Origin of the sequence: Duganella sp. CF517 (assembly GCF_900110275.1) — a bacterium.
In the GTDB taxonomy this organism is placed as follows: Bacteria; Pseudomonadota; Gammaproteobacteria; order Burkholderiales; family Burkholderiaceae_D; genus Rugamonas.
In genome coordinates this window covers 273,615-287,268 of record NZ_FODC01000005.1, presented here as the reverse complement: position 1 = coordinate 287,268, position 13,654 = coordinate 273,615, and the positions used below count along the sequence as shown (strand labels likewise).

At 66.7% G+C, this 13,654-nt stretch carries 11 protein-coding genes; 6 read left to right on the top strand and 5 right to left on the bottom strand.

Annotated elements, in window-relative coordinates; genetic code table 11:
- Nucleotides 1-82: 82 nt before the first annotated feature.
- Nucleotides 83-1,123 (bottom strand): M29 family metallopeptidase, encoded by a 1,041-nt coding sequence (locus BMX85_RS20600; protein ID WP_229210589.1) that lies wholly within the window; start codon nucleotides 1,121-1,123, stop codon nucleotides 83-85.
- A 180-nt stretch (nucleotides 1,124-1,303) separates the two neighbouring features.
- On the opposite strand from BMX85_RS20600, the gene BMX85_RS20595 reads away from it, so the two are divergent.
- Both BMX85_RS20595 and BMX85_RS30560 read left to right on the top strand, forming a co-directional pair.
- Nucleotides 1,304-1,750: a hypothetical protein gene (locus BMX85_RS20595; RefSeq protein ID WP_090323845.1), complete on the top strand. Its 447-nt coding sequence runs from the start codon at nucleotides 1,304-1,306 to the stop codon at nucleotides 1,748-1,750.
- Between the two features lie 88 nt (nucleotides 1,751-1,838).
- Nucleotides 1,839-2,270: an apolipophorin gene (locus tag BMX85_RS30560; protein ID WP_177196833.1), complete on the top strand. Its 432-nt coding sequence runs from the start codon at nucleotides 1,839-1,841 to the stop codon at nucleotides 2,268-2,270.
- Nucleotides 2,271-2,334: 64 nt separating this feature from the next.
- On the opposite strand, the gene BMX85_RS20585 is transcribed toward BMX85_RS30560, so the two are convergent.
- The 4 genes from BMX85_RS20585 to BMX85_RS20570 form a co-directional block, all read right to left on the bottom strand.
- Nucleotides 2,335-4,428 carry a tetratricopeptide repeat-containing diguanylate cyclase gene (locus tag BMX85_RS20585; protein ID WP_090323843.1) on the bottom strand — a complete coding sequence of 698 codons (2,094 nt, stop codon included), beginning with the start codon at nucleotides 4,426-4,428 and terminating at the stop codon, nucleotides 2,335-2,337.
- Nucleotides 4,429-4,599: 171 nt separating this feature from the next.
- Nucleotides 4,600-6,399, bottom strand: a complete 1,800-nt coding sequence (locus BMX85_RS20580; RefSeq protein WP_090323061.1) for an ABC transporter ATP-binding protein — start codon at nucleotides 6,397-6,399, stop codon at nucleotides 4,600-4,602.
- The gene (locus BMX85_RS20575) at nucleotides 6,389-8,143 is read right to left on the bottom strand and encodes an ABC transporter transmembrane domain-containing protein (RefSeq protein WP_090323058.1); all 1,755 of its coding nucleotides are present in this window, start codon (nucleotides 8,141-8,143) and stop codon (nucleotides 6,389-6,391) included. The genes BMX85_RS20580 and BMX85_RS20575 overlap by 11 nt, the downstream gene beginning before the upstream one ends.
- 139 nt (nucleotides 8,144-8,282) lie before the next feature.
- Complete coding sequence (locus BMX85_RS20570) at nucleotides 8,283-9,164, bottom strand: phasin family protein (protein ID WP_090323055.1); 882 nt, start codon at nucleotides 9,162-9,164, stop codon at nucleotides 8,283-8,285.
- A 268-nt stretch (nucleotides 9,165-9,432) separates the two neighbouring features.
- On the opposite strand from BMX85_RS20570, the gene BMX85_RS20565 reads away from it, so the two are divergent.
- From BMX85_RS20565 to BMX85_RS20550, 4 genes are all read left to right on the top strand, one after another.
- On the top strand, nucleotides 9,433-10,707 hold the full coding sequence (locus BMX85_RS20565; protein WP_090323052.1) for an amidohydrolase family protein: 1,275 nt from the start codon (nucleotides 9,433-9,435) through the stop codon (nucleotides 10,705-10,707).
- Nucleotides 10,708-10,794: 87 nt separating this feature from the next.
- The gene (locus tag BMX85_RS20560; protein WP_090323049.1) at nucleotides 10,795-11,316 is read left to right on the top strand and encodes a GNAT family N-acetyltransferase; all 522 of its coding nucleotides are present in this window, start codon (nucleotides 10,795-10,797) and stop codon (nucleotides 11,314-11,316) included.
- A 4-nt stretch (nucleotides 11,317-11,320) separates the two neighbouring features.
- Complete coding sequence (locus BMX85_RS20555; protein WP_090323046.1) at nucleotides 11,321-11,845, top strand: GNAT family N-acetyltransferase; 525 nt, start codon at nucleotides 11,321-11,323, stop codon at nucleotides 11,843-11,845.
- A gap of 103 nt (nucleotides 11,846-11,948) precedes the next feature.
- The gene (locus tag BMX85_RS20550; protein WP_090323044.1) at nucleotides 11,949-13,577 is read left to right on the top strand and encodes a methyl-accepting chemotaxis protein; all 1,629 of its coding nucleotides are present in this window, start codon (nucleotides 11,949-11,951) and stop codon (nucleotides 13,575-13,577) included.
- Nucleotides 13,578-13,654: the final 77 nt, after the last annotated feature.

The window sequence follows — 13,654 nt, the reverse complement described above, 5'->3', positions numbered from 1 at the left end:
GTGCCGCGCAGGCGAGATTGTAATGCCAAAAGACTAAATAATGTTCTTTTTGGAAATTTTCTGTCCGGAATGATAGAGCCGGCTAGACCCGCCACGCGCCGTCGCGGTAGACCTGTTCGTCGTCGAGATACACCGCTTCCGTCACCGCGAACACGTCGACGTGGTAACGCGCTTCCTTGCGCTTGAACTGTGGCTTGGCGTACACGCCGTGCTTGGCGCCCAGCGACAGGTGGATGCCGCACATGCGCTCGAAGGTGCCGATGTCGTCGACCATGCAGTCGCGCGAAAACGCCCGGTTCATGCCGAACCCCAGTTCGCGCAGCCAGACCTCGCCCTCGTGCGCGCGGATGATGGCGAGCATGTTGTCGAATTCCGGCGTGGCGTTTTCGGCGCCCACCACGCGGCCTTTTTCGACGATCAACGTCACCGGCGTGGCCGGCTTGTTGACCAGGAAGGCGGTGTCGCCGAAGACGAAGATGCGCACGCGCCCGTTGACCGCCTCGAGGTCGCGCGCCTCGGTGAACACTTCGCCCAGCGGAAACTGGCCGCCGACGTTGTTCATCCCGCTGTAGTCGCCGATATTGAGCTTGGCCGCTTCGAACGGCGAACCGAACACCAGCCGCTCGCCGTCGCCGCTGTCGACCACGCCGTGCCGCGCGGCGTCGATGCGGGCCTTGAGCGCGTGGCCGACGCCGCGATAGTAGGCCGGGTCATAGGCCAGCGCATCGATGTAGTGCAGCCCCTGTTCCCCCGGCATGCGCGACAGGTGCACGTGCTCGATCACCTTCAGCCCGCGCTTGAACAGTTCGATGCGGATGCGGAACGCTTCGAGCCGGAAGCTGGTCGACTGGATCAGCACCACCAGGTCGCCCGCCGCCATGTCGGCGAAGGCGGCCAGCACGTCGTCCGGCGCGACGGTGTCGAAGTCGACGAAGCGCGCGTCCGGCGCCACGCGCCGGTAGGCCTCGGTCAGCGCCCGGTTGAGGTCGGTGCGGGTGTCGTAGACGATCAGCGCGCCCTGCGGCGCGGCGTGTTCGATCGCCAGCGCCAGTGTGTCGCGCACGTTGCGCTCGGCCGTGTCGACCGCGCGGTCGGGAATGTCGCCGAAGCGGGAAGTAGTCATTAAGATAACAGGGTCTGCCATGAGGATTGCCGCATTGAATGTCGCATTATAAGGGCTTTCATATGGGCATTCGCGCCGCCGCCACGCCGCAGCGCATTCTCCTTGTAATGACCAAGGGAGCGATATAGAATCAGGAATATAGCCTAGCAGCAACTCCTTGGCATAACAACAGGATGCATGATGACGGTAATAATGGGACAGGATTTGCCGCTGGAACGCCCCGACGCGAACGGACGCGCCGCGTTGTTCGTGCCGACGGCCAGCATCAAGGAGGACGTGCTGGAGACGGTGCGCAAGGGCTCGGCCATTGTCGGTTTCGGCAACCACGACCGGACGTTGACCATCTACTACGAGAGCAACCGCTTCAACGAGCCGAACCTGGTCAAGTGGGAGCAGAAGGCGCGCAAGGCGTTCGAACGCCTGGCCGACAACTTGCCGACCGTGTCCAAGATGGTCAGCAAGCCGGAGAATTTCGAGCAGGTCGGCTATATCAGCAGCAAGGGCATCCTGATCCGCCGCATGGAAAAATTGATGAACTGGCTGGAGACGTCGGACGCGAGCGATACCGCGCCGACGTCCGAAAACATCGTCTTCACGCCGCCACCGCCGCCCAAGAAAATCGCCTGATCCGCCGCCCTCCTGTCATGATGTCCCGTGCGCTGCATCGGCGCGGGATGTTGTATGTTAATGACAATGATTCTTGAGGGAGACTAAGATGGCTACTAATACAAGCACGACCATTCGCGGCGCCGGCGCCCTGCTGCTGGCGGTGGCGGCGCTATTGGGCGGTTGCCAGAAGGACGATCCGAGCGAGGCCGGTCCGGCCGAACGCGCGGGGCGCAAGGTCGACCAGGCCACGGCCAAGGCCGGCAGCGAATTGAGCCAGGTGCGCGACAACGCCGGTCAGCAGATGAGCGAAGCGGCCAGGGACACCGGCCAGAAGATCGACCGCGCCGCCGAGACGGCCGGGGCAAAACTGGACCGCGCCGGCGAGACGGCGGGCCAAAAGCTCGACAGCGCCGCCACGACGGCCGGGCAAAAGTTCAACGAGGCCACCGATGCCGCCGGCCGCAAGCTGGAACAGGCCGGCGAGAAGATGCAGGAAAAGGCGCGCGAGCGCGAGGCGGGCAGCACGCCGGCCAAGTGACGCGCGCGACGGCTGCAAGCTAGCGGCTGGACGATAACGGCCGGCGGATGGCGCGGCGGCAGGTTCAGGCGGCGGCCGGTGCCAGCGCCTGCGCCGCCGTCTCGCCCGACACCACGCTCAAATCGACGAAGCCGTCGCGCCACGCGCGTTCCAGGTCCTGTTCGATCGCCTCCATCGACGTGCGCTCGAGGTTGGCGAAGCCGCGCACCCCGTACGCGCGGTTGCGGCCGTGCGACTTGGCCATGTACAGCGCCATGTCGACCAGGTTGACCGCCCGTTCCCACGGCAGCGGCGTGCCGCCCGGCGTCAGCGGGAACGGCGAGAACCCCAACGACACCTTCACCGAGATCTCATGCCCCTGATAGCGGATCGTCTGCGACGAGATCCCCGTCAGGATCCGCTTGGCGATGTCGTCCAGGCCGTGGCGCGGGCTGGCCGGCAGGAACGCCAGGAATTCCTCGCCGCCCCAGCGCACGATCATGTCGGTCTCGCGCAGCGCGATGCGCAGATTTTCCGCGATCATCTTGAGCACCGCGTCGCCGGCGGCGTGGCCGTAGGTGTCGTTGACGTTCTTGAAATGGTCGACGTCGAGCAGGAACAGCGCGCCGACGATGTCGTTGCGGTGCTCGGCGCGCTTTTCGATTTCCGGCGGCAACTTGTCGTGCGGCTTGAGCCCGCGCATGAATTCCTGGAAGTGGCGCCGGTTGTACAGCGACGTTAACGGATCGAGCGTCGATTGCGCCTTGAGCTCGAGGTTTTTCTCCTCCAGCTGGGCGTTGGCGTTGCGCACCTTGCGGTACAACATGCCGATCATCAGCGAGGCCAGCCCGAACACCAGCGCCAGCAGCCACCAGATGCGCTGTTGCAGCCGGCGGTTATCGATTTCCACGCCCTTGAGCTGGTTCTCCCGGCTCAACAGTTCGATCTGGCGCTGCTTTTTCTCGGTCGCGTACTTTTCCTGCAGCTCCAGCACCGCTTTCTGGCGCTGCTTTTCGAACAGCTCGTTTGATAGCTCGCGCTCGCGGTGGTAGGCCGACAACGCACCGGCCAGGTCGCCCGAGCGTTCCAGCACCTCGCCATATTCGCGCAGCACCTGTTGCAGATAAGGCTTGTTGTTTTCCCGCTCATAGCGCGCCATGCCGGCTTCGTACTCGGCCTTGCCTTCGGCGATGCGGCCCATCGCCAGGTAGGCCTGCGCCAGGTTGATGCGCGCCACGGCGGTGCTCGATTCGTCGTTGCTGCGCTGTGTCAGGCGCAAGGCTTCCTGCGCGTACTGGGCCGCGCGCGGGTAATCGCGTTCCTTCAGGTAGCTGTCGGACAGGTTGACCAGGGTCGAGCCGACCATCCGTTCGGCGCCGAGCTTGCGCACCAGCTCCAGGGTGCGCAGCAGCGCCGCCAGCGCGCGCTTGTTTTGGCCGGAGTCGATCGCCAGGCCGTATTCGGTGGTCTTGGCCATCGCCATGCGGCCCGGCGAGTTCAGTTTTTCGGTCTCGGCCAACAAATCGGCCAGGCTGGCGGACGCCTTGTCGAATTCCTTCATCTGGGTGTACAGCGTGGTCAGCGCGTTGAGGGCGGCGGCCGGCATCGCCGGATCGTCCTTGACGGTGCGCGACAGGTCCAGCGCCCGCTGCAGCGTGATCAGCGCCGGCGGGAAGTTGCCCTGCTCGGCGTAGCACTGGCCGGCGGTGATGGTGGCCTGGGTGCGCAGCGCGGCGTTGTCGGTGCTCATGGCCAGTTTTTCCGCCTCGAAGGCGAGCGCGTGCGCGGCTTCGATGTCGGCCTTGGCGGACAGCACATACACCTTGTTGAGCATGCCCTTGGCGATGATGACGTTGTCTTTGAGGCTTTTGCCGTAGGCGATGACCTGCTCGGCGCCGGCCATGGCCCCGGCGTTGTCGCCCAGGCGCATGCGCGAGGCGCTGATCTGCACCAGCAGTTCGGCGCGGGTGTACGGGGATTTGCCGTCGGCTTCGGGCTGCAGTTTCAGCAGCTCGGCCAGCGCCTTGTCGGGGACGAAGCGGCTTTGCTCGCGGATGTCGAACAGGCGGCCGTTCAGCGTGGCCTCGTCCATCTGGGCGAAGGCCGCCGAGGGGCATAGCGTGAGAGCCGCCGCCAGTGCGCACGTACGCGCCTGGATCAACCACCAGCTGTTTCTCATCACCACCAACGCCAAGCCCCCTGAAAGCGCTCCGCCACTGCGGAGTCATCCGGGTAATTATATTCTTGTTGCAACTACCAAAGACGCAGTGCGCGTATTTTTCATCGAAAAGCGCACATGTTGACAAATCAAGATGACCAGGGCGGCCATCCCGTGGCGATCCCGTGCCGGTTACGCGGCCAATTGCTGCAACAGGTACAGCCGCTGGTACAGCCCGCCGTCGATCTGCATCAGTTGCTCGTGCGGCCCGGTCTCGGCGATGCGGCCGTGATTGAGCACGATGATGCGGTCGGCGTCGCGGATCGTCGACAGCCGGTGGGCGATGGCGATCACCGTCACCTTGCCGCGCAATTCGTCCATCGCCACCTGCACGATCTGCTCGGTTTGCGAGTCGATGTGCGAAGTCGCCTCGTCGAGCAGCAGGATGCGCGGCTGCCCCGCCAGCGCGCGGGCGATGGCGATCAGCTGCTTCTGGCCGACCGACAGGCGCGAACCGCCTTCGCCCAGCGGGGTGTCGTAGCCCTGGTCGAGCGCGGTGATGAAGTCGTGCGCGTGCGCCGCGCGCGCCGCCGTCTCGATCTGTTGCTGCGTCAGTCCGCGTCCCATGTCGATGTTCTCGCGGGCCGAGGCGGCCAGCAGGAACGGGTCCTGCGGCACCAGCCCGACCTCGGCGCGGAAGCGCTCGTTGTCGATCTCGTCGAGCGGCACGCCGTGGATGGCGATGCTGCCGTGGTGCGCCGGATAAAAGCGCAGCAGCAGCGACAGCAGGGTCGACTTGCCGCTGCCGGTGTGGCCGACGATGCCGAAGAACGCCCCCTGCGGGATCTCCAGCGACAGGTCGTGCAGCACCGTCTGGCCTTCGTTGTAGGCGAAGTTCAGATGGCGGATCGCCACCGCCGGCCGGGCGCCGTCGTCGTCGCGGTCGGCGCCGGCGTGGCGGGCGTTGCCCGGCGCCGCCGCGCTATGCTCGTTGGCGGCCGCCTCGTCGAGCAGGGTGGCGACGCGGGCGCTGGCCACCACCGCCTGCTGCAGTTGGCTGAACTGCATGGTGATCTGGATCAGCGGCTCGATCACGCGCGCCAGGTAGCTGATGAAGGCGTACAGCACGCCGACCTCGGAGGCGGTCATCTCGCGGTTGCCGAACATGAAGATCACGGCCGCCAGCAGGATGATGTTGAACAGGTCCAGCGCCGGGCGCAGCAGCCAGGCGTTGGCGCGCAGCTCGGCCAGGCGCGCCGTGTAGTGGTCGTGGTTGGTGGCGGCGAAGCGGGCGCCGAAGCGCGCCTCGGCGTTGTTCGCCTGTAGCACGCTCATGCCGCCGATCGATTCGGCCATCTGGCCGTTGATGTCGCTGCGCAGCGCGCGGGCGCGGGTGACGGCCGGCGCGCTCCAGCGCTGGTACAGCCAGACGATCACCAGCACCGCCGGCAGCAGCGCCAGCACCATCGACATCAGGCGCCAGTCCAGGAACGCCATGGCGGCGATGGTGCCGACCAATACGATGGTGCTGTCGAGCATGACGAACAGCACCTGGATGTACAGGTTCTTGACCGCCTCGGTGTCGTTGGTCACGCGCGAGACCAGCTGGCCGGTGATGGCGCGGTCGAAGAACGACATCGGCAGCAGCAGCACGTGGCCGTAGACCATCTGCCGCAGCCGCATCACCGAGCGCATCGCCAGGCCGGACAGGCGCACCAGCTGCAGGTAGCGCAGGCCGCTGGCGATCCAGCCGGTCAGCAGCAGGCCGGCCAGCAGCGCGGCCATGCGCGGCCAGTCCAGGTGGCGCGGCAGCAGGTGTTCGTCGATCAGCGCCTTGCCCATGATCGGGCCGAGCACCTCGAGCAGCGCGGCCAGCATCAGCCACATCACGGCCCAGCCCAGGTGGTGCTGGTCGGGGCGGGCGGCGCGGTGCAGCAGCGCGAACGCCTGGCGCGTCTGGCCGCCGGTTTTTGGTTCGGTATTAGAGGGCATCGAGACTGGCTTCCAATTGTTGATAGCGCCACTGGCTGGCGTACCAGCCGTCCTGCTCCAGCAGTTGTTCGTGGCTGCCGGTTTCGCTGATGCGGCCGTCGCGCAGCACGACGATCAGGTCGGCGTTGACGACGGCGCTGAGGCGGTGGCTGGCGATGACGGCGCTGCGGCCCGGGCGCGCCCGGCGCAATTCCTCCAGGTGTTCGAGGATGCGCGTTTCGGTGCCGGTATCGACCGCCGACAGCGCGTCGTCGAGCAGCAGCAGGTCGTTGTCGGCCAGCAGCGCGCGGGCGATGGCGACGCGCTGGCGCTGGCCGCCGGACAGGGTAATGCCTTTTTCGCCGACCTCGGTTTCATAGCCGTTCGGGAAGTTGAGGATGTCGTCGTGGATGGCGGCCAGGTTGGCGGCGTGTTCGACCTGCGCGCGGGTGGCGCCGGGACGGGCCAGCGCGATGTTGTCGGCGATCGACGACGAGAACAGGAACGACTCCTGCGGCACCCAGCTGATGGCCGCGCGCAGCGCGTGCAGCCGGTACTGGTCGAGCGCGTGGCCGCTCCAGCGCACGTTGCCCGATTGCGGCGTGAGCTGGCGCATCAGCACGCGCAGCAGGGTCGACTTGCCGCTGCCGGTGGGGCCGACCAGGCCCAGGGTCTGGCCGGGTTTGAGTGCGAGCGTGATGCCGCCCAGGGCCGGTGTCGATTGCTCCGGGTAGGCGTAGCCGACCCCGGACAGCGTCAGCGCGCCCGGCTCGACCTTGGTCAGGCTGCCGTGGTCGTCGATGGCCAGCGGCGCGTCGAGCATCGGCTGCAGGCGCGCCCAGGCGGCGCGTCCGCGCTCGATCAGCGACAGCACCCAGCCGGCCGCGAACATCGGCCAGATCAGCTGGCCCAGGTACATGGTGAAGGCGGTCAGCGAGCCGATGGTCAGCTGGTTCTGCCACACCAGGTAGCCGCCGACGCCGATGGTCAGCGCGCTGGCGGCGGTCAGGGTCAGGCCGACGGCCGGCTCGTACGCCGCTTCCCACACTTGCGCGCGCAGGCTGGCGTCGGACGCGTGGCGCGCCAGTTCGCCGAACTGCTCGGCGCTGCGCTGCTCCAGGCCGAGCGCGCGCAAGGTGCGCACGCCGGACAGGGTTTCCTGCACGTGGTCGTTCAGGTCGCTGAAGCGCTTGAGCGAATCGGTCGAGGCGGTGTGGATGTGGCCGGAAATGTACCAGAACGCCCAGCCCATCAGCGGGAACGGCAGCAGCGCCACGCAGGCCAGGCGCCAGTCGACGCCGAGCAGCATCACGCCGAGCACCAGCACCAGCGTCAGCGCGCCGTCGAAGCCGGCCAGCATGGCCTCGCCGGCGGCCATTTCGATGGCGTCGATGTCGTTGGTGGCCAGCGCCATCAGGTCGCCGGTGCGCTGGCGCTGGTAGAAGCCGGCGCCCTGCAGCGACATGCGGGCGTACAGGCGGGTGCGCAGCGACACGCCCAGCTTGTAGGCGGCGCCGTACAGGATCTGGCGCCACGCCACGCGCAGGAAATAAATGGACAGGCCGATCAGCAGCAGGCCGCCGATTTCCATCAGCAGGGCGCTGCCGGACAGGGTGTGGGCGGCCAGGCCGTCGATCATGGAGCCGACCTTGCGCGGCACCCAAACGGTGAGCGTCGCCACGCCGGCCAGCATCAGGCCGGAAATGGCATAGGCGCGGCTGTGCTGGCGTACAAAGCCGCCAATCAGCGCTGAGAGTGTAGACATGTTGCCTCGGAATAGCGTGGGGCCGGCGGAACGTTGCCGGCGCGTAGTCCGCTAGGATACAGCAAGGCAAAGAAAAGCGGGCCGGAGCCCGCTGGTTTGAAGCGTGTGCGTGGCGCGCGCGGCCGGTGCGCGCGGCCGGTTATTTCTTGCCTTTGTTTCCGCTGACCATGTCGAGCGGCTTGCCCGGCGCCGGTTTGCCTTTCGGCGCCACTTCCTTCAACTTGGACGGCTTGGCCTCGGGCGCCAGCGCGATCGGTTTTTGCGCCGGCGCGGGGAAGGACGATTTCACGGGGTCGGGTTTGACTTCGGCCTTGACCTCGATCGGCGCCGGCGGCTCGATCGGGGCGGCGGCCGGCTTCGGCTTGACCGACGTCTTGGCCGCTTTCTGCGGCGGCGAGGCCAGCGGTTCGTTGGCCGAGGCGGTCGACGCTTCGGCGATCACGGGGGCGTTGTCCGGCGTGGCGACGGCGGCCGAGACGGCGGCGGCCAAGGTCTGCGGCGGCGCGGCCGGTTCGCTGGCGTGCGCGGCGGGAGCGGCGGGAGCGGGTTCTGGCTCCGCGACGGGGGCGATCGACGCCAGCGGCGCCGGCTTGGGGACGACTGCCGGGGCGGCCGGCTGCGCCGCCCTGGCCGGCGCCGACAACGACGCCAGCGGCGCGGCCTTGGCCAGCTCCTGCGCTTGCTCCTGCGCCTGTTTGATGCCGCTCTGCGCGCTGTGCAGCAGCTCGGTCTGGGCGGCGGTGGCGATGCTCACCAATTGGCGGCCGTAGGCCAGCAGATTGTCGAAGCCGGTCGGCTGGCCCGCGTTCAGGCTGAACAGCTCCTGCGGCCCCTTGGCTTCCAGCAGCTTCCTGGCGGCGGCCGACGATTTCTCGACCGAGGCCTTGGTGGCGTTGAGGTTGAGCGCGATGACTTTTTCGGCGCTGTCGACGGCCGTGCTGGCGAAGGTGTTGAAAATCTTAAACTGTGCTTCCAATTGCGATTTCGTGACGGCGGAAAACTGTTCGGTAAGCGAAGACATGGTTTCTCCTGGACGACGGTGGAACGTCTGTTGCGATGCAATATGAGAACATTCTAGCGACGAACAACAGCCTTGGAAAGTTATTTTTTGGACCATTCAGGAAAGAGTGCTGTTAGGAAAAATGCGGGGTGGACACTATTTCACCGAAGTTTGATCCAGCGCAAAACATCGGTCGAACGCCGCGTGATTGCTGCGGCGCAACAAGTGGTGTGTTCGGGGGAAAGTGACTACAATCGGCTTACTGTATAACAACGCCGGGAGCGTCTCCATGGATGTGGTCATCCGCAATGCCAATCTGGCCGACGGCCGGCAAGGTGTCGATATCGCCATCGAAGCAGGGCGCATCGCCGCCATCGGGCCCGCGCTGGCGGTGACGGCCGGGCGCGAGATCGACGCCGGCGGCGATCTGGTCAGCGCACCGTTCGTCGACGCCCACTTCCATATGGACGCCACGCTCAGCTATGGCCTGCCCCGCGTCAACGCCTCCGGCACCTTGCTCGAGGGCATAGCGCTGTGGGGCGAGCTGAAGCCGGACCTGACGCAGCAGGCGCTGATCGGGCGCGCGTTGCAGTATTGCGACTGGGCCGTGGCGCGCGGGCTGCTGGCGATCCGCTCGCATGTCGACGTCTGCGACGACCGCTTGCTGGCGGTCGAGGCGCTGCTGGAGGTCAAGCGGCTGGTGGCGCCGTACCTGGATTTGCAGCTGGTGGCGTTTCCGCAGGACGGCGTGCTGCGCAGCCCGACGGCGCTGGCCAATCTGAAGCGCGCCATCGCCATGGGTGTCGACGTGGTGGGCGGCATTCCGCACTTCGAGCGCACCATGGCCGACGGCGCCGAATCGGTGCGCATCCTGTGCGAGTTCGCCGCCGAGCAAGGCTTGCGTGTCGATATGCACTGCGACGAATCGGACGACCCGCACTCGCGCCACATCGAGACGCTGGCGTACGAAAGCAACCGGCTCGGGCTGCACGGCCGGGTGACCGGCTCGCACCTGACGTCGATGCATTCGATGGACAATTATTACGTCAGCAAGCTGCTGCCGCTGATACGCGAGGGCGGCGTGGCGGCCATCGCCAATCCGCTGATCAACATCACCCTGCAGGGCCGCCACGACACCTATCCGAAGCGGCGCGGCATGACGCGCGTGCCGGAGTTGCTGGCGGCCGGCATCGACGTCGCCTTCGGCCACGATTGCGTGATGGACCCGTGGTACAGCCTGGGCTCGGGCGACATGCTGGAGGTGGCGCAGATGGGCCTGCACGTGGCGCAGATGACCGGGCAGGACGCGATGCGCGCCTGCTTCGAGGCGGTGACGACGACGCCGGCGCGCATCCTCGGACTGGAGCAGTACGGCATCGCGGTCGGCAACCACGCCGACCTGGTGCTGCTGGACGCGGCCGATCCGGTGGAGGCGATCCGGTTGCGGGCGGCGCGGCGCCTGGTGATGCGGCGCGGCGCGGTGATCGCCGAAGCGCCGCGCGCGAATGCGCGGCTCGACTTGCCGGGGCGGCCCGACAGCGTCAATTTCCGCCTGAACCGGTAGCGGCTGGACTTGCCGGCGGAAATCCATGACAATTGAATACGATTTTCCCGGATAATGACTCACCGTTTGCCGTCCCCTGGAGCCCACTTGAAAGAAATCGCCATCCGCGCCGCCACGGAAGCCGACTTCGGCGCCATGTGGGACATTTTCCAGCAACTGATCGCCAGCGGCGACACCTATTACTTCGCCGCCGACACCAGCCGCGACGATTGCCACGCCTACTGGTTCGGCCCGGGCGTGCAGTCGTACGTCGCGCTGCTCAACGGCGAACGCCTGCTCGGCATGTACCGCCTGATCGCCAACCAGCGCGACCGTGGCGCCCACGTCGCCAACGCCTCGTTCATGGTCAGCCCGGCGGCGCAGGGCGTCGGCGTCGGCAAGCTGCTCGGCGGCGATTGCCTGGACCGCGCCCGCGCCCAGGGCTACCTGGCGATGCAGTTCAACTACGTGGTCAGCTCCAACGTCGCCGCCGTGCTGCTGTGGAAAAAACTCGGCTTCTCCATCGTCGGCACCTTGCCGCGCGCCTATTACCACCAGTACCTGGGCTACGTCGACGTCTACGTCATGTACCAGCTGCTGGAAGACCCTTCCCATTGGCCCGACGCCTGAGCTCATGAACATACTGGATACCGAACGCCTGCGCCTGCGCACCATCGAAGTCGACGACGCCGCGTTTTATTACGACCTGGTCAACGACCCGACGTGGCTCGAATTTATCGGCGACAAGGGCATCCGCAGCCTCGCCGACGCGCGCGCCGCCATCATCGACGGCCCGCGCGCGATGCAGCAGCGCTGCGGCCACTCGCTGTATGTGATGGAGCGCAAGGGCGACGGCCGGGCGCTCGGCTTGTGCGGCCTGATCCGGCGCGATCCGCTGCCCGAGCCCGATATCGGCTACGCCATCCGCCCCGAGTTCTTCGGCCAGGGCTACACGCACGAGGCGGCGGTCGCCGTGCTGGCCTACGCGCGCGGCGTGCTGGGCATCAAGCGCGTGCTCGGTTTGACGGACCCGGGCAACGTCAATTCGATCCGCCTGCTGCACAAGCTGGGCTTGACCTTCGTCGAAACGCGGCCGTTGCCGCCGAATGATCGTCCTACCAATATTTACTGCATCGAGTTTCCTCCCCGGTCGATCTGATCTGTTGCAACGGAGCGAATCGGGCCGATTTCTGGCGTGCCGGTCTTGGCATCCTTGCGCGGCAAGCGCATGATGAAAGCCAATTCTTGCCACGGGAAAAATTATGAAACTCGGCGATTTGAAGATCGGCATTCGACTCGGCTTGCTGGGCGCGTTCTTTTTTGTCGCGCTGGCGGTCGTCGCCACCGGCGGCTGGCGGGCGCTCGACAGCAGCACGGCGCAAAGCGCGCAGGCCTTGCAGCGTTCGCTGGCGCTGAGCCACGCCATCGACACCGCGCGCGGCGCCCAGGTCGAGTTCAAGATCCAGGTGCAGGAGTGGAAGAACATCCTGATACGCGGCAACGATCCGGCGCAGCTGGACCGCTATACCAAGGCCTTCGTCAAGGCCGGCGAGGGCACCCGCGCCGCCCTGAAAAAACTGGACGGACAGCTCGGCGCTTTGAAGCTGGGCACGCCGCTGGTCGACGACGCCATCAAGACCCAAACCGAACTGGGCGCGCGCTATCTGGAGGCGCTCAAGCAATACGATTCCGCCAATCCGGCCAGCGCCAACGTGGTCGACAACCTGGTCAAGGGCATGGACCGCGAGCCGACCAGGAAGATCGACGACATCGTCGTCTACATCGGCAAGGAATCGAGCCGCCTGATGCAGCAGATGGAGGAGGAAAGCCGGGCCGCGCACGCGCAGGCCATACTGGTCATGGGCGTCACGCTGGCGGTGACCCTGGTGGTCGGCTGCGTGACCGTGTTGTGGCTGATCAAGAGCATCACCGTGCCGCTGCACGCCGCCGTGGGCGTGGCGCAGACGGTCGCCGGCGGCGACCTGCGCAGCGAGGTGCGGGTCGATAGCAAGGATGAGATCGGAGAGCTGCTGGGCGCGCTCAAGACCATGCAGAGCAATCTGAGCGGCATCGTCGGCAAGGTGCGCGCCGGCACCGAGACCATCCACGGCGCGACGGTGGAGATCGCCGCCGGCAACCTGGACCTGTCCGGCCGCACCGAGCAGCAAGCCAGCTCGCTCGAGGAAACGGCGGCGGCGATGGTGGAACTGACCACCACCGTCCAGCAGAACAACGCCAACGCCAACGAGGCCAGCAAGCTGGCCGACGTCGCCTCGCGGGTGGCCGCGCGCGGCGGCGACGCGGTCGAACAGATGGTGCAGACGATGGGCTCGATCAACGAGTCCTCGCGCAAGATCGTCGACATCATCGGCGTGATCGACGGCATCGCGTTCCAGACCAATATCCTGGCGCTCAACGCGGCGGTCGAGGCGGCGCGCGCCGGCGAGCAGGGGCGCGGTTTCGCGGTGGTGGCGTCCGAGGTGCGCAACCTGGCGCACCGCTCGGCGTCGGCGGCCAAGGAGATCAAGGAATTGATCGGCGACTCGGTCAGCCGCGTCGAGGCCGGCAGCCGGCTGGCCGGGCAGGCCGGCGAGACGATGGGCGAGGTGGTCAGCAGCGTGCAGCGGGTGACGGCCATCATCGGCGAGATTTCGGTCGCCAGCGGCGAGCAGCGCGACGGCATCGAACAAATCAGCATCGCCATCAGCCAGATGGACAGCGTGACGCAGCAGAACGCCGCGCTGGTGGAGGAGGCCGCCGCCGCCGCCGATGCGTTGACGCAGCAGGCGGCCAGCCTGTCGGAAGCGGTCAGCATCTTCAAGCTGCAGGAGCAGGGGCAGGGTCCCGCCGTGCGCCTGGCGCCGACACGGCGTCCGCTGTTGCCGGCTTGAGCGCCATCTGACGCGGGTTTGACGCCGGTCAAGCGGCCCGCCGAACGCCCATTGTTGACCGGCGGTATCCATTATGA

Bases quoted from the DNA above. Each gene is read 5' to 3' on its own strand.
- BMX85_RS20570 (WP_090323055.1), bottom strand. From the start codon at position 9,164: ATGTCTTCGCTTACCGAACAGTTTTCCGCCGTCACGAAATCGCAATTG.
- BMX85_RS20565 (WP_090323052.1), top strand. From the start codon at position 9,433: ATGGATGTGGTCATCCGCAATGCCAATCTGGCCGACGGCCGGCAAGGT.
- BMX85_RS30560 (WP_177196833.1), top strand. From the start codon at position 1,839: ATGGCTACTAATACAAGCACGACCATTCGCGGCGCCGGCGCCCTGCTG.
- BMX85_RS20575 (WP_090323058.1), bottom strand. From the start codon at position 8,143: ATGTCTACACTCTCAGCGCTGATTGGCGGCTTTGTACGCCAGCACAGC.
- BMX85_RS20550 (WP_090323044.1), top strand. From the start codon at position 11,949: ATGAAACTCGGCGATTTGAAGATCGGCATTCGACTCGGCTTGCTGGGC.
- BMX85_RS20585 (WP_090323843.1), bottom strand. From the start codon at position 4,428: ATGAGAAACAGCTGGTGGTTGATCCAGGCGCGTACGTGCGCACTGGCG.
- BMX85_RS20600 (WP_229210589.1), bottom strand. From the start codon at position 1,123: ATGACTACTTCCCGCTTCGGCGACATTCCCGACCGCGCGGTCGACACG.
- BMX85_RS20580 (WP_090323061.1), bottom strand. From the start codon at position 6,399: ATGCCCTCTAATACCGAACCAAAAACCGGCGGCCAGACGCGCCAGGCG.
- BMX85_RS20555 (WP_090323046.1), top strand. From the start codon at position 11,321: ATGAACATACTGGATACCGAACGCCTGCGCCTGCGCACCATCGAAGTC.
- BMX85_RS20595 (WP_090323845.1), top strand. From the start codon at position 1,304: ATGACGGTAATAATGGGACAGGATTTGCCGCTGGAACGCCCCGACGCG.